This window comes from Parahoeflea alexandrii (assembly GCF_027214025.1).
In the GTDB taxonomy this organism is placed as follows: domain Bacteria; phylum Pseudomonadota; class Alphaproteobacteria; order Rhizobiales; family Rhizobiaceae; genus Hoeflea; species Hoeflea alexandrii_A.
In genome coordinates, this window is the sequence record NZ_JAPWHB010000001.1 from 420922 (window position 1) to 440064 (window position 19143).

24 protein-coding genes are annotated in these 19143 nt (G+C 62.7%); 5 read left to right on the plus strand and 19 right to left on the minus strand.

Annotated elements, in window-relative coordinates; all coding sequences use genetic code 11:
• Positions 1-130: 130 nt before the first annotated feature.
• A complete protein-coding gene (gene fghA, locus O4H62_RS02025) occupies positions 131-964 on the plus strand; it encodes an S-formylglutathione hydrolase (protein WP_269386271.1) in 834 nt (277 codons plus the stop codon).
• Between the two features lie 74 nt (positions 965-1038).
• Here the strand turns inward: fghA and O4H62_RS02030 are convergent, their stop codons facing one another.
• The 7 genes from O4H62_RS02030 to O4H62_RS02060 form a co-directional block, all read right to left on the minus strand.
• Positions 1039-1806 carry a hypothetical protein gene (locus O4H62_RS02030; RefSeq protein ID WP_269385475.1) on the minus strand — a complete coding sequence of 256 codons (768 nt, stop codon included), beginning with the start codon at positions 1804-1806 and terminating at the stop codon, positions 1039-1041.
• A 241-nt stretch (positions 1807-2047) separates the two neighbouring features.
• Complete coding sequence (locus tag O4H62_RS02035; RefSeq protein WP_269385476.1) at positions 2048-2491, minus strand: DUF1330 domain-containing protein; 444 nt, start codon at positions 2489-2491, stop codon at positions 2048-2050.
• A 136-nt stretch (positions 2492-2627) separates the two neighbouring features.
• Positions 2628-3422: an ATP12 family chaperone protein gene (locus O4H62_RS02040; protein ID WP_269385477.1), complete on the minus strand. Its 795-nt coding sequence runs from the start codon at positions 3420-3422 to the stop codon at positions 2628-2630.
• Between the two features lie 15 nt (positions 3423-3437).
• Positions 3438-4085, minus strand: coding sequence for an HAD-IA family hydrolase (locus O4H62_RS02045; protein ID WP_269385478.1), 648 nt, complete (start codon positions 4083-4085; stop codon positions 3438-3440).
• Positions 4082-5071, minus strand: a complete 990-nt coding sequence (locus tag O4H62_RS02050; RefSeq protein ID WP_269385479.1) for an RluA family pseudouridine synthase — start codon at positions 5069-5071, stop codon at positions 4082-4084. Before O4H62_RS02050 ends, O4H62_RS02045 begins: the two co-directional genes overlap by 4 nt.
• Before the next feature lie 25 nt (positions 5072-5096).
• Positions 5097-5471 (minus strand): fluoride efflux transporter CrcB, encoded by a 375-nt coding sequence (gene crcB, locus O4H62_RS02055; protein WP_269385480.1) that lies wholly within the window; start codon positions 5469-5471, stop codon positions 5097-5099.
• 88 nt (positions 5472-5559) lie between these two features.
• Positions 5560-6108: a flavodoxin domain-containing protein gene (locus O4H62_RS02060; protein ID WP_269385481.1), complete on the minus strand. Its 549-nt coding sequence runs from the start codon at positions 6106-6108 to the stop codon at positions 5560-5562.
• 57 nt (positions 6109-6165) lie between these two features.
• Between O4H62_RS02060 and O4H62_RS02065 the strand changes: the two genes are divergently transcribed.
• A complete protein-coding gene (locus tag O4H62_RS02065; RefSeq protein ID WP_269385482.1) occupies positions 6166-6555 on the plus strand; it encodes a type II toxin-antitoxin system HicA family toxin in 390 nt (129 codons plus the stop codon).
• Positions 6552-6917, plus strand: a complete 366-nt coding sequence (locus tag O4H62_RS02070) for a type II toxin-antitoxin system HicB family antitoxin (RefSeq protein ID WP_269385483.1) — start codon at positions 6552-6554, stop codon at positions 6915-6917. Before O4H62_RS02065 ends, O4H62_RS02070 begins: the two co-directional genes overlap by 4 nt.
• Before the next feature lie 48 nt (positions 6918-6965).
• Here O4H62_RS02070 and O4H62_RS02075 read toward each other — a convergent pair whose 3' ends face one another.
• From O4H62_RS02075 to O4H62_RS02085, 3 genes are read right to left on the minus strand one after another with little or no spacing between them, the layout of a single operon-like run.
• Complete coding sequence (locus O4H62_RS02075; protein WP_269385484.1) at positions 6966-8000, minus strand: 2-dehydropantoate 2-reductase; 1035 nt, start codon at positions 7998-8000, stop codon at positions 6966-6968.
• Between the two features lie 6 nt (positions 8001-8006).
• Positions 8007-9320 (minus strand): replication-associated recombination protein A, encoded by a 1314-nt coding sequence (locus O4H62_RS02080; protein ID WP_269385485.1) that lies wholly within the window; start codon positions 9318-9320, stop codon positions 8007-8009.
• Between the two features lie 4 nt (positions 9321-9324).
• Positions 9325-10860 (minus strand): DegQ family serine endoprotease, encoded by a 1536-nt coding sequence (locus O4H62_RS02085; RefSeq protein ID WP_269385486.1) that lies wholly within the window; start codon positions 10858-10860, stop codon positions 9325-9327.
• A gap of 288 nt (positions 10861-11148) precedes the next feature.
• Between O4H62_RS02085 and msrP the strand changes: the two genes are divergently transcribed.
• Both msrP and msrQ read left to right on the plus strand, forming a co-directional pair.
• Positions 11149-12096: a protein-methionine-sulfoxide reductase catalytic subunit MsrP gene (msrP, locus tag O4H62_RS02090; RefSeq protein WP_269386272.1), complete on the plus strand. Its 948-nt coding sequence runs from the start codon at positions 11149-11151 to the stop codon at positions 12094-12096.
• Positions 12096-12758: a protein-methionine-sulfoxide reductase heme-binding subunit MsrQ gene (msrQ, locus tag O4H62_RS02095; protein ID WP_269386273.1), complete on the plus strand. Its 663-nt coding sequence runs from the start codon at positions 12096-12098 to the stop codon at positions 12756-12758. Before msrP ends, msrQ begins: the two co-directional genes overlap by 1 nt.
• Positions 12759-12863: 105 nt before the next feature.
• Here msrQ and rplQ read toward each other — a convergent pair whose 3' ends face one another.
• From rplQ to rpsE, 9 genes are all read right to left on the minus strand, one after another.
• On the minus strand, positions 12864-13292 hold the full coding sequence (gene rplQ, locus O4H62_RS02100) for a 50S ribosomal protein L17 (protein WP_269385487.1): 429 nt from the start codon (positions 13290-13292) through the stop codon (positions 12864-12866).
• Positions 13293-13337: 45 nt separating this feature from the next.
• Complete coding sequence (locus O4H62_RS02105) at positions 13338-14348, minus strand: DNA-directed RNA polymerase subunit alpha (RefSeq protein WP_269385488.1); 1011 nt, start codon at positions 14346-14348, stop codon at positions 13338-13340.
• Positions 14349-14452: 104 nt separating this feature from the next.
• Positions 14453-14842 carry a 30S ribosomal protein S11 gene (gene rpsK / locus O4H62_RS02110; protein ID WP_269385489.1) on the minus strand — a complete coding sequence of 130 codons (390 nt, stop codon included), beginning with the start codon at positions 14840-14842 and terminating at the stop codon, positions 14453-14455.
• Between the two features lie 141 nt (positions 14843-14983).
• Positions 14984-15352, minus strand: coding sequence for a 30S ribosomal protein S13 (gene rpsM, locus O4H62_RS02115; RefSeq protein ID WP_269385490.1), 369 nt, complete (start codon positions 15350-15352; stop codon positions 14984-14986).
• A 347-nt stretch (positions 15353-15699) separates the two neighbouring features.
• Positions 15700-16284, minus strand: coding sequence for an adenylate kinase (locus O4H62_RS02120; RefSeq protein ID WP_269385491.1), 585 nt, complete (start codon positions 16282-16284; stop codon positions 15700-15702).
• Positions 16281-17621, minus strand: a complete 1341-nt coding sequence (secY, locus tag O4H62_RS02125) for a preprotein translocase subunit SecY (protein ID WP_269385492.1) — start codon at positions 17619-17621, stop codon at positions 16281-16283. Before secY ends, O4H62_RS02120 begins: the two co-directional genes overlap by 4 nt.
• Positions 17622-17820: 199 nt before the next feature.
• A complete protein-coding gene (gene rplO / locus O4H62_RS02130) occupies positions 17821-18303 on the minus strand; it encodes a 50S ribosomal protein L15 (protein ID WP_269385493.1) in 483 nt (160 codons plus the stop codon).
• Positions 18304-18319: 16 nt separating this feature from the next.
• Positions 18320-18520, minus strand: a complete 201-nt coding sequence (rpmD, locus tag O4H62_RS02135; RefSeq protein WP_269385494.1) for a 50S ribosomal protein L30 — start codon at positions 18518-18520, stop codon at positions 18320-18322.
• 38 nt (positions 18521-18558) lie between these two features.
• The gene (rpsE, locus tag O4H62_RS02140) at positions 18559-19119 is read right to left on the minus strand and encodes a 30S ribosomal protein S5 (RefSeq protein ID WP_152009041.1); all 561 of its coding nucleotides are present in this window, start codon (positions 19117-19119) and stop codon (positions 18559-18561) included.
• Positions 19120-19143: the final 24 nt, after the last annotated feature.

The window sequence follows — 19143 nt, forward strand, 5'->3', positions numbered from 1 at the left end:
GATACCGCGAACGAGAATGCGGCAATGATCCGACCAGGTTCATGCCGCACTCACGCGAACCTTTTCAGGCGCTGTGCGTTTGAGCCAAAACACTCCGACGACAACCACCCCCGAACCGGACGACGAAGCCATGAAGATCATCTCGGAATCAAAAGCCCATGGCGGACGCCAGGGCGTTTACTCGATGGACTCGGACGCCTGCGGCTGCGAGATGACCTTCGCCGTGTTCCGGCCGATCCAGGCCAAGGAGCAGCTGTGCCCTGTGCTCTGGTTCCTGTCCGGCCTGACCTGTACCCACGCCAATGTCATGGACAAGGGCGAATACCGGCGGATGGCGGCGGAGCTCGGGATCATCATCGTCTGCCCCGACACCAGCCCGCGCGGCGACCACGTGCCCGACGAGCCGGACAACTGGCAGTTCGGCAAGGGTGCCGGATTTTACCTCGATGCGACGCAATCGCCCTGGTCGAAGCATTTCCGCATGGAAACCCATATCCTGAGCGAACTGCCGGAGCTGATCGCCGGCCATTTCGCCGCCGACATGAGCCGCCAGGGGATCATGGGTCACTCGATGGGCGGCCACGGCGCGCTGACCTTCGCGCTCAAGCATCCGGACCGGTTCAAGAGCTGCTCGGCCTTCGCACCGATCGTCCAGCCGTCCACCGCCGACTGGTCCCGCCCGGCGCTGGAGAAATATCTCGGCGCGGACGAGGCCGCATGGCGCCAGTACGACGCGACGCAGCTGATCGAAGACGGCGCGCGGTTTCCCGAGTTCCTGGTGGACCAGGGAACTGCCGACGGGTTTCTCGACACCGGCCTGCGTCCCTGGCTGCTCGAAGAGGCGTGCAAGAGCACCGGCATCGGGCTTACTCTGCGCATGCAGGAGGGCTACGACCACTCCTACAATTTCATCTCGACCTTCATGGACGACCACCTCGCCTGGCATGCCGAACGGCTGGCGTGATCTGCAAGAGCGCCAACGTGATAAGCCGGAGCCAATGGCCACGGCTGCGCGTTCCGCTGCCAAATTGAGCAGGATCAGCGGCTGTCGGGATCGCTGCAGTCATTCTCCAGCGTGATGATGCAGGGCTCATCGGAGGACCCGGCCTCGCTTGCCTGGCTGACGGTAGGAAGCTCCGGGGCCTCAACGTCGGCGCTTTGCTGCACCCTGAGCGGGGTAGACGCTACTGCCGGCACGACCGGATCGGATGGTCTCTGCGGCGGCTTCGCATCAAGCAGCGGCCTGGAAAAATCCATCACCGGATCCTTGTCGGATTCAACGATCAGATTGACCGTGGTCGGCGTTACGGTTCCGTTCAGCAGCGGATCGGCAGAACGCAAGGCCTCGTCATCGACGTCGAAGCGGCCGGGATTGCTGCTCGGCCGCACCACGTCCCGCTTGAGACCGCTGACCGGGTACGGTGTGTAGCCCGACAGGCCGAGAAGCCTGCGGATATCGTCGGTCAATCTGGCAACCAGCATCATGTCGGCATTCTGCTCCCCGTTGAAATCGGAGACTGTCGTGTTCAGGGACTGCCTTCGCAGCAACTGGCCGCTTGCGGAATCGAGCAAGGACAGGTCCAGGCTCACCGTCTCGGACGTGCCGCCGAACAGATTGACCGGGGAGCGCTCGCGCCGGCGGTCCTGCACCACGATCCTGAGCGACGATGTCTGGCCGACATCGGCGGTGGCGCGGCCGACGCTCGCCTCCAGCCGGTCCTGCAGATGACCGGCAAAACCGAGATTGTCGACATTCTCCGCCATCACCCGCACTTCGGTCACCGTGTAGGGAGTGGTCGGCTCCATCTGCCTGGGTCGTCCCGCACAGGCAGAAAGACCTGCCGCAAGCACGACGAGCAGAACCGCACGCAAGAAACGCGCAGGATTTTGGTTGTCTTGCCGCATGCCAATACTCCGGGAGACGTCGATTCACTTCCCGAAATATTGCACTTTATGGTTAGCGCACGGTTAAGAGGCCTGATTTCAGCTAAATTAGATGGGTCGGAACAACAACGCCTGCATCGGCTGCGGCCCTCCGGAAACGTCCTCAGTCGCCCACAGAACCGAACTGGGCTCCGGGTGTGCGCGGCTCCATCCGGATCAGCCGCGAATCAGCGACCGCGGCCTGACGGTGGCGGACAGCCTGTCGGTACTCGGGATCGCGCAGCATGGCAACGAAGGCATCCTTGTCCGGATACTCGGCGATGAAGGCAATGTCCCATGCCTCGCTCTCAGGCCCGATCAGCATGAGTTCGGGTTTTCCGATCCAGACCTGCCGCCCGCCAAGACGCTTGAACACCGGGCCGCTCTCGCGGGCATAATTCGAATAGGCCTCGGCGCCGGTGGCGACGGTGCCGTCGTCATAGGCGGCCCTATCCCGCAATCTCACCAGGTTCAGCATGTGGACCGGCCCGGGCCGGTCCATCTCGCGAAAGCGGGCAAACGCCTCCTTGGTGGGATCGACATAGCCCTCTGAGGTATCATCGGTCATGGAGCGGCTCCTTGCTGTCATCTCTGATGTGTCTCAGCCGCAAGAGAGCAAAGCTTACTGCGCTTGTCCACAGAGCCGTTCATGGCCGGTCAATCGGTTTACGAGCCGCCGGGCGCGCTCCTCCCGCCCGGCAGCGTCAGCCCCGGCAGGCGGACAGGATCAGGCACGCAGCCTCGAAATCGATGAGCCGCTTGGCGCGGCGCTCGGCGGCCTCATGGTCCTCGCCCCACTGGGCGATGTTGTAATCCTCGTCGACATGGGCGGCCTCCCAGATCCCGGATGGCTCGCCCTGCCCTTCGGCCAGCGCCAGGGCCAGGATCAGCGAGCCGGTGAGCGAGGTGACGGTGTGCAGCGCGGTCAGTTGCAGCGGCGTCGCATAGCGGCGAAGCAGCACGGCGATGGCGCGGATTGCCTCCGGCGGCTGTTCGACGTGAACCACGCCTTCCGACAGCACCAGACGGGCGCCCATGGCGGCTGCCCAGTCGAGATAGGGATCCCAGAGTTCGCTTTCGCGCGCCACCAGGCCCTCGGGCGCGCCGGCGCGATAGCAGATCAGATCGGACCCGGCAAAGCGCAGGATTTCCTCGAACACCTCGTCCTGCGCCGCCGAAACGCCATCGAGCGCCGTGTTGACCATCCGGGTGAGCGGCATCGTCGCCGGATCGATGACGTCGTGCTGCGCGTTCCATTCGGCAGCGATCGCTTCGGCCAGATCCAGGTGCGGAACGCTCAGCGGCTTGCGCGACGGGGTCCGCACCGGCTTGCCATCCAGCGCCACGGCAAAACCACCCTCATCGCCGGGGGCCGCAACCGCCTGCTTGTAGAAGCGCTTGGGCAACTGCTTGCGCAAGCCGATCTGCACTTCGCGGACCGGGTCGGACAGCTTGTCGCCCTTCTCGCCCAGATCAAGATCGCTGAGTATGTCGCGCATGAGAACGTCTCCTCGTCAGATGAGCGTGGCAATTTCGTCGGCGTGATCGACCACGTGGTGAGCGCCTGCGGCCCTGAGCGCGTCCACCGGGCCGTAGCCCCAGGACACACCTACCGCCCTGGCGCCGGCGCTGACCGCCATCTGCATGTCATAGACCGCATCGCCGATCACCGTCGTCCGCTCCGGATCGATGCCCGTTTCCGCGCAGCATTCCAGCACCATCGCCGGGTGCGGCTTGGACGGGCAATCGTCGGCGGTGCGGGTGGTGAAGAACAGCTTGGTGATGCCATGGTGGGCAAGGATCGCATCCAGCCCGCGGCGCGATTTGCCGGTGACCACGCCGAGGATCACATCGTCGCGTGCTGCAAGCGCCGAAATCAGCGGCAGCAGGCCGTCATAGGCCGGTTCAAGCACGCCGCCATTTTGACGGTGCAGCATGAAATGCTCCTTGTAGCGGGCGGTCATGGCGGCGATCTCGGGATCCACCGGGCGGGCGAGCATCTGCGCAATCGCGATATCCAGCGTCAGGCCGATGATCGACTTGGTGTGCGCCATTTCCGGCCGGGCCACGCCGAAATCGTCGAAGGTGCGCTCCATGCAGGTGTGGATCACCGCGGCGCTGTCGACAATCGTGCCGTCGCAATCGAAAAGCGCCAGTTTCATTCCTCGGGCTCCCCACCGGTTGCCTCGTCGAAGCCGAGCAGGTTCCAGCTCTGCACCATGTGCGGCGGCAAGGGCGCCGTGACCGAGAGACGGCCGCCGTCGGGATGGGGAATGGAGATGTGGCGCGCCAGAAGGTGCAGCCGGTTCTGCAGGCCGCTGGGCAGTTCCCAGTTCTTGTCGAACTCGAAATATTTCGGATCGCCGATGATCGGGTGGCCGATGTGTTGCGCGTGCACGCGCAGCTGGTGGGTGCGGCCGGTATAGGGTTCGAATTCCAGCCAGGCGAGATTCTGCGCCGCCTGGTCGATGACCCGGTAGTAGGAAACCGCATGATCGGCGCCCTGCTCGCCGTGCCTGGCCACACGCATCCGGTCGCCGTCCTCGGTGGCTTCCTTGATCAGCCAGGTCGAGATCTTGCCTTCCTTGGCGCGCGGCACGCCCTTGACCAGCGCCCAGTAGGTCTTCTTGGTCGTGCGCTCGCGGAACGCCGCGGTCAGCGCCTGCGCCGCGCCGCGGGTGCGCGCCACCACCAGAACGCCGGCGGTATCGCGGTCGAGCCGGTGCACGAGCCGGGGCTTCTCGCCCTTCTTGTTGCGCCAGGCCTCCAGCATTTCGTCGACATTGCGGGTGACGCCGGAGCCGCCCTGCACGGCGAGGCCTGCAGGCTTGTTGAACACCAGCACCTTTGCATCTTCATGCAACAGCATCTGGCTCAGCACCTCGTGGTCATTGCTGCCGCGCATGGTCTTGGCTGTCAGCGGACCGGTGGCCTTCTCGTCGACGTCCAGAGGCGGAACGCGCACGGTTTGTCCAGCCTGCACCCGCGCATCAGACTTGACCCGGCCGCCATCGACGCGGATCTGCCCCGAGCGAAGCAGCTTTTGCAGCGGCCCGAAACCGAGCCCCGGAAAATGCACCTTGAACCAGCGATCGAGCCGCATGCCCGATTCATCCGGGTCAACCTGTATGAGCTGTACGCCCGCCATATCGATTATCTCTTTGTTCCGGGATTCAGAGCTGGCGCGCCAGCCAAAGCCCGCCAAACAACGCCAGAATGGAAACTGTGACGCTGGCAATCACATAGGCAACCGCCGCCGTCAACGCGCCGCGCTCGTAAAGCGTCACTGCATCGAGCGAAAACGCCGAAAATGTGGTGAATCCACCCAGAAATCCGGTTGCCAGCAACAGCCGCAGGTCGGCGTCGCCCGACGAGCGGCGGGCCAGCCAGGCAATCAGCAGACCCATCGCCAGCGAGCCGGCGATGTTGACCAGCATCGTCCCCCAGGGAAAGCCGGGGCCAGCCGCGCGGGTCACCAGCATCCCGGAGAGATGGCGTGACACGGCGCCCAGGCCGCCACCAACAAAAACAAGCGCAATTGCATTCATCCCTGGTGCTTAGCGGAAAACCGCACCGCGATAAAGCAATTCCACGCTCCGAGGGCAGACTTATCCGGGCCCGCCGGTCAGCTGGCAATCAGGCCTTGGCTGCCAGCGCGACGTCGTCGGCGAACTCCTGCACGAAGGCGTCAAGCGCCGCCCAGTCGGTGAATTCGTGATCCTGGCTGGTATCCACCGGCCCGCCTTCCTTCTCGGCGATCTGGCGCATCAGCGCGCGCTTGAAGAAATCATATTCGAGATATTTGAGCGCACCGGCAGCATGATGCACCTTCGGGATATGAAATCCGGTCTTCCTTTCCAGCTTGGCCGGATATTCCTCCGCCTCCGCGCGGTCCTCGGTACTGCCGCTGCGAATGCCAAGCGAGACCGACACAAGCGCCGTCGGCACCTCGGAAAGAGCCGCCTTCCAGTCGATGATGAACTGCGCCACGGATGTAGGATAGCGCCCGATGTGAATGGGCGCGCAGATCAGCACGCCGTCAAAGCGACCGGGAACGGCGAAGCCGGGCTCACGGACATCGCCAAGCACCACGCTCTGACCGGCCTCCTCAAGCCTGGAAGCGGCGCGTTCGGCAATCTTGCGGGTATGCCCCTCGATGGTGGCGTAAAGAACCAGAACCGTCATGGGTATGTCCTCCTTGTTCGGTGGAGGCCAGAATGCAGCGCTTCGGCGCGGCGGGCATTGACGCAGGTCAATGGCGCGTTAGCGCACGGGCCATTACCGCTCCGCCACGGCCTCCCGGGCCAGCGCCAGAAACAACCGCACTGCTTGCAGATTACGCTTGCAATGCTTCACGCAACCTTCCATGCTGATAGCATGAACAGCAAGCACAAACGGACCCTCCAGGCGGTTTTCAGCCTGCCGGTCTCGGGCAACATCGCCTGGAATGACGTCGAAGCCTTGCTGATCGCGGCAGGTGCGGAGGTGATTGAAGGCAGAGGATCCAGGGTTCGGTTTGCCAAGGATCAGATCGTTGCCACTTTTCACCGCCCTCACCCGGAAAAGGAAGCCAAGCGTTACCAGATCAGGGATGCCCGGGCATTTCTTGAACAGATAGGAGTCAAACCGTGAATATGATGAACTACAAGGGGTTCCAAGCCCGCATAGAATACGATGAAAGCGATGAAATCCTGGTTGGCCGGATTGCCGGGATTCAGGACGTCATCGGATTTCACGGCGACAGCGTCGCAGCACTCAAGGCCGCCTTCCATGAAGCAGTGGATGACTATATCGAGACCTGCGCCAAGCTCGGCAAAACTCCACAAAAGCCCCACTCAGGCAAAGTGATGTTCCGGATCGATCCCGAGATTCACAGGAAAGCCGCCATTGCCGCCGAACTCTCAGGCAAGAGCCTCAATCAATGGGCGGAAGAAGCCTTGTCCAGGGCCGTTGAGGAGAAGGACAACCATGCCGAGGCTCGGTTGGGTGCCTGAACAAACCAGCTGACATACCAATCACCTTCCGGCACTTGAAGTATCTATCTAGACTACTGCCTTCCGGGCCAGGGCCAGAAGCTCATTGCCCGGCATTTCGGGTGAGGCCTTGGCGGCAAAGGCCTCGGCAACCAGGCGGCAGATCAGCTCGTTGACGGGCGCCGAGCGGCCGTGCGCCTCGGCAAGAGAACAGACGGCGCCGTTGAGGAAGCGGGTTTCGGGCTCCCTGCCCGCCTTCAGATCATCCCAGGAGGAGGACCGGGCGGTTTCGTCCATCCTGAGCTGCTGGCGGGCAACAATGCGGAACAACCAGGTCGGCAGGCGCAGCACTTTCGGGATCAGCCGCGGGCTGGTGCGGGTTGCGCCAATGACGCGGATACCGGTGGCATCGAGAGCTGCCAGCAGTTCCTCCATCGCCATGGCCAGCACCTTGCGGTAGCCCGGATCCTCGAACTGCCGGCGCAGCGGCAGGCCGCTGATCACGTTGAGGCCGTTGTTGAGGTTGAGCAGAAGCTTGCCCCATTGCATGGCGTCGAGATTGTCATGGGTCTGCAGTTTCAGACGCGATCCTGCCGCAAGGGCTGCCAGCCTGGCCGAGGCGTCGGAGGGGCCAACCAGGACCGGGCCTTCCATGGAGCAATGCACGGCGTTGGGAGAGAGCCGGACAACGTTGAACGGGACCGTGCCGGCCACGACCTGATTGTGCGGAAGCAGCCTCTTCAGCATCTCGACATTGCCTACACCGTTCTGCAGGCTGATGACCGTTGCGTCCGCTTCCAGAGCCCTCGCGAGGTCGAGTGCCGCTGCTTCGGTGTCCCCTGACTTGGTGCAGAACAGCACCACGTCGCAATTGCCCAGGCTGTCGACACCGCCGACCTCGTAGCGCTCGGGTTTCAGGGCCGCCTTGAAACCATCGTAGCGCGACAGCGACAGGCCGCGCGCGACAGAGTCGCGGGTCCGTCCCCGGGCAGCAAACACCACCTGTGCGCCGGCTTCGGCAAGCATGCCGCCGACATAGAGCCCGATGGCCCCGGCCCCCATGACGCCGATCCTTGGTCTGCCTTCAGCCGTCGCACTGCCCATTATGCCCTATCCCTTGCCTGACCGCTCTTTCCGGAGCCTGCTCCAAAAATCGAGACGCTTGCGGATGTCGCGCTCGAAGCCCCTCTCCGGCGGATCGTAGAATGTCTTGCGGCCCATGCTTTCGGGAAAATAGTCCTGGCCGGAGAAAGCGTCGGGCTGGTCGTGATCATAGAGATAGCCCTCGCTGTAGCCTTCGGCCTTCATCAGCTTGGTCGGCGCGTTGAGAATGTGCCGCGGCGGCAGCAGCGACCCGCCTTCCTTCGCAGCCCGCATGGCGGATTTGTAGGCGGTGTAGACGGCGTTGGATTTGGGCGCGGTGGCAAGATAGACGCAGGCCTGCGCCAGCGCCAGTTCCCCCTCCGGCGAACCCAGGAAGTCATAGGCGTCCTTGGCCGCATTGGCGACGACCAGCGCCTGGGGATCGGCGAGACCGATATCTTCGGAGGCCATGCGCACCAGCCTGCGGCCGAGGAACAGAGGATCTTCGCCGGCGTCGAACATGCGGCAGAGGTAGTAGAGCGCCGCATCGGGATCGGAGCCGCGCACCGCCTTGTGCAGCGCCGAGATCAGGTTGTAATGGCCATCCTGGCCTTTGTCGTAGACGGGCGCCCGGCGCTGGACCACCTTGACCAGCGCCTGCGTGTCGAACATCTCGCCCTCGCGGGCGGCGCGCCAGACCTCTTCGGCCAGCGTCAGCACCGCCCGGCCGTCGCCATCGGCCATGCCGAGCAGGCTCAGCCGCGCCTCTGGCTCGAGCGGCAGCGGTTTTCCGGTTTCGGCTTCCGCGCGCTCGAGCAGCTGCTCGAGGCTCTCCTGATCGTGCGGCTTGAAGGTGAGCACCCGGGCGCGCGACAGAAGTGCTGCGTTGAGTTCGAACGAGGGGTTTTCCGTGGTCGCGCCGACCAGCACGATGGTGCCATCCTCCATCACCGGCAGGAAACTGTCCTGCTGGGCGCGGTTGAACCGGTGGATCTCGTCGACGAACAGCAGCGTCTGGCGGCCACCCATGCGACGGGCGCGCGCCGTCTCGAACACCTTCTTGAGATCGGCGACGCCGGAAAAGATCGCCGAGATCTGGTCGAAGGCCAGTTCGGTCTCGCCGGCCAGCAGGCGCGCGACCGTGGTCTTGCCGGTGCCAGGCGGTCCCCAGAAGATCATCGAGCCGAGGCTGCCCGAGGCGATCATCCGGGTGATGACGCCATCCGGGCCTGTCAGATGCGGCTGGCCCGTGACTTCGGCAAGGCTTGCCGGCCGCAACCGGTCGGCAAGCGGCCGATGCCCGCTTGGAGCCGCGCCGGGAGTGGCGAAGAGATCGCTCATTGCCTCACCGTATGATCTGACGGATGCGCTGGCCGCCGCGCACGATCTCGAAGCGCCAGAAGCTGGCGCCTTCGGAAATCACCTGTTCGAGGATGTCGACATTGGCGATGTCGACGCCATTGACGACGGCGATCAGGTCGCCCGGGAGAAATCCGTAGCGCCCGGCGATCGAGTTGCCGGGAACATCGGTCACGACAACACCGCGCGACGACGGGGGCAGCCGCAGCTTGGCGCCGATACGCGGCGTGATGTTGGAAACAACCGCCCCGGAGAACGGATTCTGGCCCGCAAGCGTCCGGCGGTCGCGCGGATCGTCGGCGGGCGGGGCCTGAAGCGTGATCTGCACCGTCTTCCGGCCGTTGCGGCTTAGAACATCCAGATCGACGGTGGCGCTGACGCCGGTGGTGGCAAGGCGGTAACCCAGCGCATCGGGATGCTCGATCGGACGGCCGTTGAAGCCCAGCACAATATCACCGGTGCGAAGCCCTGCCTTGCCGGCGGGACCGTCCTCGGTCACATCGGCGACCAGTGCGCCGGTGGCCCGGTCGAGGCCCAGCGCTTCGGCGATGTCGGCGGTGACCGGATCAAAGGAAGCGCCGATATAGGGCGGCTCGAACACCTCGCCGCCCATTTCGGCGGTTTGGGCGACCGCGCGAACCAGATTGACGGGGATGGCGAAGCCGATACCGTTGGAGCCGCCGGAGCGGGAGAAAATGGCCGAGTTGATGCCGATCAGCCGACCCGTCATGTCAATCAGCGCGCCACCGGAATTGCCCGGGTTGATGGCAGCATCGGTCTGGATGAAGGAGCCGAAATCCGACACGCCGACACTGTTGCGGGCAAGCGCCGAGACGATGCCGCTGGTGACCGTCTGGCCAACGCCGAACGGATTGCCGATGGCCAGCACGATGTCTCCCACCTCGGTGGTGTCGGTATCGCCGAACTCGACAATCGGGAACGGTCCCTTCCCCTCGATTTTCAGGATCGCAAGATCGAACCGCTCGTCCTTGAGCAGCACCCGGCTTTGAAACTCCCGGCCGTCGGCCAGCGCCACCCGCACATCATCGGCGCCCTCAATGACGTGGTTGTTGGTGACAACGATGCCGTCGGCCTGAACGATCACACCGGATCCGAGCGAGGACTGCTTCTCGGTGCGGTTGGGCATGCGCTGACCGAAGAACTGTTCGAAGAACGGATCTCCTGCAAAGGGAGACAGGCTGCGCTGAACGAGGCGGTCGGCATAGACATTGACCACGGCCGGCGCCGTTGCCTTCACCAGCGGCGAGAAGGACTGCATCATGTCGGGCCGGGACCGTGGCACCTCGCGCCGCGGTTCGGCAACCGGCGCCTGCGCGGTTTCGGGAGCGCTCTTGTCTTCCGCCTCGCCTATGACGCCGCGGAAAATCTTCCCGATGCTGTCGGTCAGCGAGTCTTCCACCTTGGTCTGCGCCGTCGCCGGAACCAATACGGGCAATGTCAGGACGCAAATGGCCAAAAGAAAAAACGGAACGACGCGCAAGCGCGAGCGATTTGGAATCATGACGGCAATCCTCAGTGATTTGGGCCACTATGGCCCGACTGGGACACCAAAGTCATCATCAGTTTGACAGCTTCATGGCAGCAGGACTTCTGATCGTGAGCTTGTCGACACAAACCCGGATACAGGTTCAATCTGTGCGCATTCACCTGTCGTGATCACCTCGTCTACACGAAAACGTGGTCACGCGGGTGCTTTGCCCCGCCGGACTTTCGTATATCCTCGGTGTTGGAAGTCATGCGCACCTTGCGCCGTTCGTTTGCTCAGCTCGCCACCAGGAACTTGATCGCCATGCGCCCCTATCGTCCCCTTGCCATCCCCGCTTCCGAGATCACGCCGGAGGCCAGCTATTTCCAGCGGCGCGATATCCTGCGCATGGCAGCGGCCGGCGGGCTTGCGCTTGCGGCGCCATCTCTCGCCTTCGGTACCGAAATGCTCGAGGCCAAGCCGGGCGGCTATGACCCCGGGGAAGAACTGACGCCGGAAGCGGATGTCACCAGCTTCAACAATTTCTACGAATTCGGCACCGGCAAGGCCGACCCGGCGAAGAATTCCGGACAGTTCAACCCGCGCCCCTGGACCATCCAGGTCGACGGCATGGTGGGCAAGCCGGCGGAATTCGATCTCGACGCGCTGATGGCGCTCGGGCTCGAGGAACGCATTTACCGGATGCGCTGTGTCGAAGCCTGGTCGATGGTGATCCCCTGGATCGGCTTCCCGCTTGCAAGCCTTCTCGACAAGGTCGAGCCGCTGGGCAGCGCCAAATATGTGGCCTTCGAGACCGTGGTGCGGCCCGAGGAGATGCCCGAGCAGCGCGGCGTCTTCCAGCCCCTGCCCTGGCCCTATGTCGAAGGCCTGCGGCTCGACGAGGCGCGTCATCCGCTGACCATCCTGTCGATGGGGCTCTACGGCAAGACGCTGCCCAACCAGAACGGCGCCCCGGTGCGGCTGGTCACGCCGTGGAAATACGGTTTCAAGGGCATCAAGTCGATCGTCCGCATCACCTTGACCGAAGAGCAGCCGCCTTCGACCTGGAACAAGCTGGCACCGAACGAGTACGGCTTCTACGCCAACGTCAATCCGGAGGTCGATCATCCGCGCTGGAGCCAGGCGACCGAGAACCGCGTCGGCGGCGGCGGCTTTTTCGGCTCCAACGACCGGCCGACGCTGATGTTCAACGGCTATGGCAACGAGGTTGCCAGTCTCTATGACGGCATGGACCTGACGGTGAATTTCTGATCATGCAGTTGCCTACCCTGCCAAAGCGATATCACGCGGCATCGATCTGGGCGCTCTATGCGCTCGGTCTGCTGCCCGCGGCCTGGACATTCTATCTCGGAGCAACCGGCCAGCTGGTTGGCAATCCGGTGAAGATCTTCGAGCATCTGCTGGGCGAATGGGCGCTGAGGTTCCTGATCCTGACGCTCACGATCTCGCCGATCAGGGATCTGTTCGGGGTCAACTGGGTGCGTTACCGCCGGGCGCTGGGCCTGTTGGCCTTCTGGTATGTGGCGATGCATTTCCTCGCCTACATTGTCCTCGACAAGCGGCTGGCATTCGACGTGATCGTCGAGGACATCTTCAAGCGCTGGTTCATCACCATCGGCATGGCCGCCTTCGTTCTGCTGATTCCGCTGGCGCTGACGTCGAACCGCTGGTCGATCCGCAAGCTCGGAGCAGGCTGGGTCCGGCTGCACCGGCTGATCTATCCGATCGCCGCGGTGGGCGCGCTGCATTACTGCCTGTCGGTCAAGGTGATCGGGCCTGAACAGCTTATCTATGCCGGGATTATCGCGGTGCTGATCGGCTGGCGCCTGGTGCGCCCGCGCTTCATGGCCATGAAGCGCGGCCGGCGTCCGCAGTACGGCAAACTGGCCGCAGAGATCCCGCGCACCGACTAATCCGGCCCTTCTAAGGGCTCGTTCCGCACCGATCTCCACTTTGCTCACGAAAAAGGCCGGGCGCTTGACGCACCCGGCCTTCCATTTTCAAACCCGTTGAAGCGCTTACGCGGCTTCGTCTTCGGCAGAAGCTTCGAGGGCCACGCGAGCGCGGTCCTTGGCGCCCTTGGCGTCGATATCGCGATCAACGAATTCGACAACGGCCATCGGCGCGTTGTCGCCGGTGCGGAAACCGGCCTTCATGATGCGGATGTAGCCGCCGTTGCGGGTGGCGTAGCGGGTTGCGATGGCATCGAACAGCTTGCGAACGGCCTCGTTGTCGCGGATCTGCGAGATCGCCTGACGGCGGGCATGCAGATCGCCGCGCTTGCCGAGCGTGACGAGCTTTTCGACGATCGGACGGATTTCCTTGGCCTTCGGCAAGGTGGTCACGATCTGCTCATGTTCGATGAGCGAAGCCGCCATGTTGGCGAACATCGCCTTGCGGTGGCTCGAGGTACGGTTCAGCTTGCGGCCTGAATTTCCGTGGCGCATGGCCTGTCTCCTTCACATGCAGGCACACGCCTGCCGTTTGACGGTTTAATATTGGTCTTCGTAACGCTTGGCGAGATCTTCGATGTTTTCCGGCGGCCAGGACGGAACTTCCATCCCGAGATGCAGGCCCATGGAAGCCAGGACTTCCTTGATCTCGTTGAGTGACTTGCGGCCAAAGTTCGGAGTCCGGAGCATTTCGGCTTCGGTCTTCTGGATAAGGTCGCCGATATAGACGATGTTGTCGTTCTTCAGGCAGTTTGCCGAACGCACCGACAGTTCCAGCTCGTCGACCTTCTTGAGAAGCGACGGGTTGAAAGCCAGTTCGGCGACGGTTTCCTCGTGAACTTCCTTCTGCGGCTCGTCGAAGTTGACGAAGACGCCGAGCTGGTCCTGAAGAATACGGGCTGCGTAGGCAACGGCATCCTCGCCGCTGACCGAACCATCGGTTTCGATGTTCAGCGTCAGCTTGTCGTAATCAAGAACCTGGCCTTCACGGGTGTTTTCCACCTTGTAGGAGCACTTCTTGACCGGCGAATAGAGGCTGTCGACCGGGATAAGGCCGATCGGCGCATCTTCAGCGCGGTTACGGTCAGCAGGCACGTAGCCCTTGCCGTTGTTGACGGTGAATTCCATGCGGATCTCGGCACCCTCGTCGAGCGTGCAAAGAACATGCTCGGGGTTGAGGATCTCGATGTCGCCAACGGTCTGGATGTCGCCGGCCTTGACGACGCCAGGGCCCTGCTTGCGGACGACCATGCGCTTGGCTTCGTCGCCTTCCATGCGGATGGCGATTTCCTTGATGTTGAGGATGATGTCGGTGACATCTTCCCGAACGCCCGGGATCGAAGAGAATTCATGCAGCACGCCGTCGATCTGCACCGCGGTGACGGCAGCGCCGCGCAGCGAGGACAAAAGCACGCGGCGCAGGGCATTGCCCAGGGTCAGGCCAAAGCCGCGTTCCAGCGGTTCGGCAACCACGGTGGCCTTGGTCCGGCCCGAGGTGGTGAACTCGACCTTGCTCGGCTTGATCAGTTCCTGCCAGTTTTTCTGAATCATATCTTGTACCTTCCTGTTGCCGCACCATCCAATCGTGCGGCCAAGTGAGAAGAGGATGAAACGGGCGCAAGCTGAGCCTGGCCCGTTAAAACTCGCAAAATCGGTTAGACGCGGCGCTTCTTGCGCGGGCGGCAGCCATTGTGCGGGATCGGCGTCACATCACGGATCGAGGTGATGACCAGACCGGCAGCCTGCAGCGCGCGGAGTGCCGATTCACGGCCCGAACCGGGACCGCAGACTTCCACTTCCAGCGACTTCATGCCGTGTTCCTGCGCCTTCTTGGCGGCGTCTTCAGCTGCCATCTGGGCGGCGAAAGGCGTCGACTTGCGCGATCCCTTGAACCCCTTCGAACCGGCGGACGACCACGAGATGGCATTGCCCTGCGCATCGGTGATGGTGATCATCGTGTTGTTGAAGGTCGAGTTGACGTGGGCTACGCCCGACGAGATATTCTTGCGTTCGCGCCGTTTAATACGCGCAGCTTCCTTGGCCATGGTTTTTCCTTTCGAGATATCAGCACCGCCGTAGCACCAGCGGCTCCACCGGGATGCACCTGCGCATCGACCCCAAACCGAAAGCGGTGGTTGAACGAACCACCGCCCTGATTTCCGGACCGCCGCTCAGGCGAAACCCAATTACTTCTTCTTGCCTGCGATCGCCTTTGCCGGACCCTTGCGGGTGCGGGCATTGGTGTGGGTCCTCTGACCGCGCACCGGCAGGCCGCGACGATGGCGCAGACCGCGGTAGCAGCCCAGATCCATCAGACGCTTGATGTTCATCGAATTCTCGCGGCGCAGATCGCCCTCGACCTGATAATCGCGGTCGATGGTTTCGCGGATCTGCAGCACTTCTGCGTCAGAAAGCTGGTTGACGCGGCGATCCAGCGGAATGCCGACCTTTTCGACGATTTCCTGGGCAAACTTGTTGCCGATGCCGTGGATGTAGGTCAGCGCGATGACGACGCGCTTGTTCGTCGGAATGTTAACGCCTGCTATGCGGGCCATTTGCTTCTCCATGTGGGCCGGGACAGATCTGATCTGGCCGGCGGGTTATCGTTGACCCGCGTCCGGTGGAGGCCGGCCCTTGCGGGGTAATCCATATCCGAAACCGCCTGCCCCGATGGGTCATCGACGGTTCCGGTCACTTTGCAACCCGACACAGTAAAAGCGACCAGAGCCGTATCCTCAAGCCTTCGAGGAGACGCACCGGTCGCATGAATGTCGCGAGTTGCGCGGGTCTTAGCGGAACAGAGAGGCTTTCGTCAACCTCTCCGCAATCTTATTTTGCTTGCGCCGCCACCATGAGGGGCGATGCCGGAACCCGGCGCCGCCCTTCAGGAATGTCATTTGCCTCAGAGCGAAGCCAGAACAGCCTCAATCTCCTCGGTGACGGCATCAATCGAAAGCATGCCATCAACGGTGCGCAGCGTGCCCTTGGCGTAATAGTAGCCCGTCAGCGGCGCGGTCTTCTTGTAGTACTCGGTCAAGCGGTCCTGGAAGACTTCCGGATTGTCATCCTTGCGCACCGGCTGTCCGGCTGCGGCGGCTTCTTCCGCCCGCTTGACGATACGGCCGACCAGGGCCTTGTCGTCGACCAGCAGCTCGATCACCGAATCAAGCTTGGTTCCCTTGGCGCTCAGCATGGCCTCGACGGCGTCCGCCTGGACCAGGGTCCGCGGGTAACCATCAAGAATGAAACCGCGCGCGCAGTCGGGCTGATCAATCCGCTCGGAAATGATCGTGTTGACGATGTCGTCGGAGACAAGCTCGCCTGCATCCATGACCGCCTTGGCGCGCTTGCCAATTTCGGTGCCCGCAGCAACTGCTGCGCGCAGCATGTCGCCGGTGGACAGTTGCGGAATGCCGTGCTTCTCGACCAGGCGCTGCGCCTGGGTCCCCTTGCCCGCACCTGGCGGTCCCAAAAGAATTAGTCTCATCGTCCCTTCTTGCCTCCCCGAAGTTTGGACTTCTTGATCAACCCTTCATACTGCTGGGCGATCAAATGTCCCTGAATCTGCGCAACCGTGTCGAGCGTCACCGAGACGACGATCAAAAGCGACGTACCACCCAAATAGAACGGAACGCCAGTCTGCGCGATTAGAAATTCGGGTAAGAGACAAACAAAAATCAGGTACATGGCGCCAATCACGGTGATTCGCGTCAGCACGAAGTCGATGTATTCCGCAGTCCGTTCGCCGGGACGAATGCCCGGGATGAAGCCGCCATGGCGCTTGAGATTGTCAGCAGTGTCCTTCGGATTGAACACGATCGCGGTGTAGAAGAAGGCAAAGAAGCCGATCATCAGCGCGTAGAGCGCCATGTAGGCCGGCTGGCCGTGGCCAAGCGACGCCAGCAGGGTCGACGCCCAGCCGGGAAGATCGCCTGTGTTGGCAAAGCCTGCAATGGTCGCCGGCAGAAGCAGCAGCGACGAAGCGAAGATCGGCGGAATGACGCCCGCGGTGTTGAGCTTGAGCGGCAGGTGCGACGTATCGCCCTGGAACATCCGCGAGCCGACCTGGCGCTTGGGATACTGGATCAGCAATTGCCGCTGGGCGCGCTCGATGAAGACGATGAAGGCGATGACGCCGATGGCGACGACGATCACCGCAATGATCAGGCCGGTCGACAGCGCGCCGGTGCGCCCCAGTTCCAGGGTGCCCGCAACAGCGGAAGGCAGTGCTGCGACGATGCCGGCAAAAATGATCAGCGAAATGCCGTTACCGATGCCGCGCGCGGTGATCTGCTCGCCCAGCCACATCAGGAACATGGTGCCGCCGACAAGCGTGATGACGGTGGCAATCCGGAAGAACCAGCCCGGATCAGTGACGATGCCATTGCCCGATTCGAGGCCCACGGCAATGCCGTAAGCCTGAACGGTCCCCAGAAGGACGGTGCCGTAACGGGTGTACTGATTGATAATCTTGCGGCCCTGCTCGCCCTCTTTCTTGAGTTGCTCGAGCGTGGGGACGACGGAGGTCATCAGCTGGATGATGATCGACGCAGAAATGTAGGGCATGATGCCGAGGGCGAAAATCGCCATGCGCGCGACCGCGCCGCCGGAGAACATGTTGAACAGGCCGAGAATGCCGCCGGACTGCCCCTGGAAGGCCTGCGCGAACGCTTCCGGGTTGATGCCGGGCAGCGGAATGTAGGTTCCGAGGCGGTACACCAGAAGTGCGCCAAGCGTGAACCAGATCCGCTTCTTGAGATCTTCCGCCTTGGCGAAAGCTCCGAAATTCAGATTGGAAGCGAGTTGTTCGGCTGCAGATGCCATTGCGTTCTCCGCGCGGCCCATCCGGCGCCTGATGAACCCGATCATCTCCGGAGGGTCTGAGTTGGTTTCACCGGACGTTGCGGCCTGGACGGGTTACCCGTGCCTGGCGCCTGCCCCAGTCGCCGCAGCTTGCCGCGACGGCTGATCCCATATGGGATGAAAACCGCCCGATGTGAAGCACCGGGCGGTCAAAAACTTGTTATTCTTCGGTTGCTGCCGGAGCCGGAGCGAGAAGCTTGATCGAGCCGCCGGCCTTTTCGACCTTCTCGATTGCGGTGCGCGATGCGCCTGCAACTTCCAGCGTCAGCTTGGCCTTCACATCGCCATCGGCGAGAATGCGAACGCCATCCTTGAGGCGACGGATCACACCAGCCGCCTTGAGAGCGGCGGCATCGACCGTGGCCTTGCCGTCCAACTTGCCCGCATCGACTGCAGCCTGGATACGGCCAACCGAAACGACGTTGAAGTCGGTCGAGAAGATGTTGGTGAAGCCGCGCTTCGGCAGACGACGGTAGATTGGCATCTGACCGCCTTCAAAACCGTTGATGGCAACGCCGGAACGGGACTTCTGTCCCTTGACGCCACGACCGCCGGTCTTGCCGGAACCAGAACCGATACCGCGGCCTACCCGCTTGCGGTTCTTGGTTGCACCTTCGTTGTCGGTAATCTCATTGAGTTTCATGACAGTTCACTCCCACTCACTTCTCGTCGACAACGCGAACGAGGTGGCTGACCGAGCGGATCATGCCACGAACGGACGGGGTGTCCTCGAGGGTCCGGACGCGGTGCATCTTGTTGAGGCCCAGGCCGATCAGCGTCTGGCGCTGAACGTTGGGACGGCGAATCGGGCTGCCGATCTGTTCGACGGTGACCGTCTTGCCCTTTTTATTGTCAGCCATGGTCTTGGCTCCCTAATACGATAAAGGCGGACGCCCGATTACTCTTCGGCGCCGGCGGTGACACCGCGGCGTTCCTGGAGCGTGGAGTACTTCATGCCGCGCTGCGAAGCGATGTCCTTGGGGTGCATCTGGTTCTTCAGCGCGTCAAAGGTTGCACGGACCATGTTGTACGGGTTGGAAGACCCGGTCGACTTGGCCACGACATCCTGCATGCCGAGCGTTTCGAAAACCGCACGCATCGGACCGCCGGCGATGATGCCGGTACCGGGCTTGGCAGCGCGCAGAAGCACCTTGCCGGCGCCGTGACGGCCATGCACGTCGTGGTGCAGTGTCCGGCCGGAGCGCAGCGGCACGAAGATCAGATCGCGCTTGGCCGATTCAGTGGCCTTGCGGATTGCTTCCGGCACTTCACGTGCCTTGCCGTGACCGAAGCCAACGCGGCCCTTCTGGTCTCCAACAACCACCAGGGCTGCAAAACCGAAGCGCCGGCCGCCCTTGACGACCTTGGCAACGCGGTTGATGTGTACGAGCTTGTCGACGAATTCGCTGTCGCGCTCTTCGTCTCTACCGCGGTTATCGCGGCGACCTTCCTTGGCCATTGTCCTGTTCCTTATTCTTTTCCG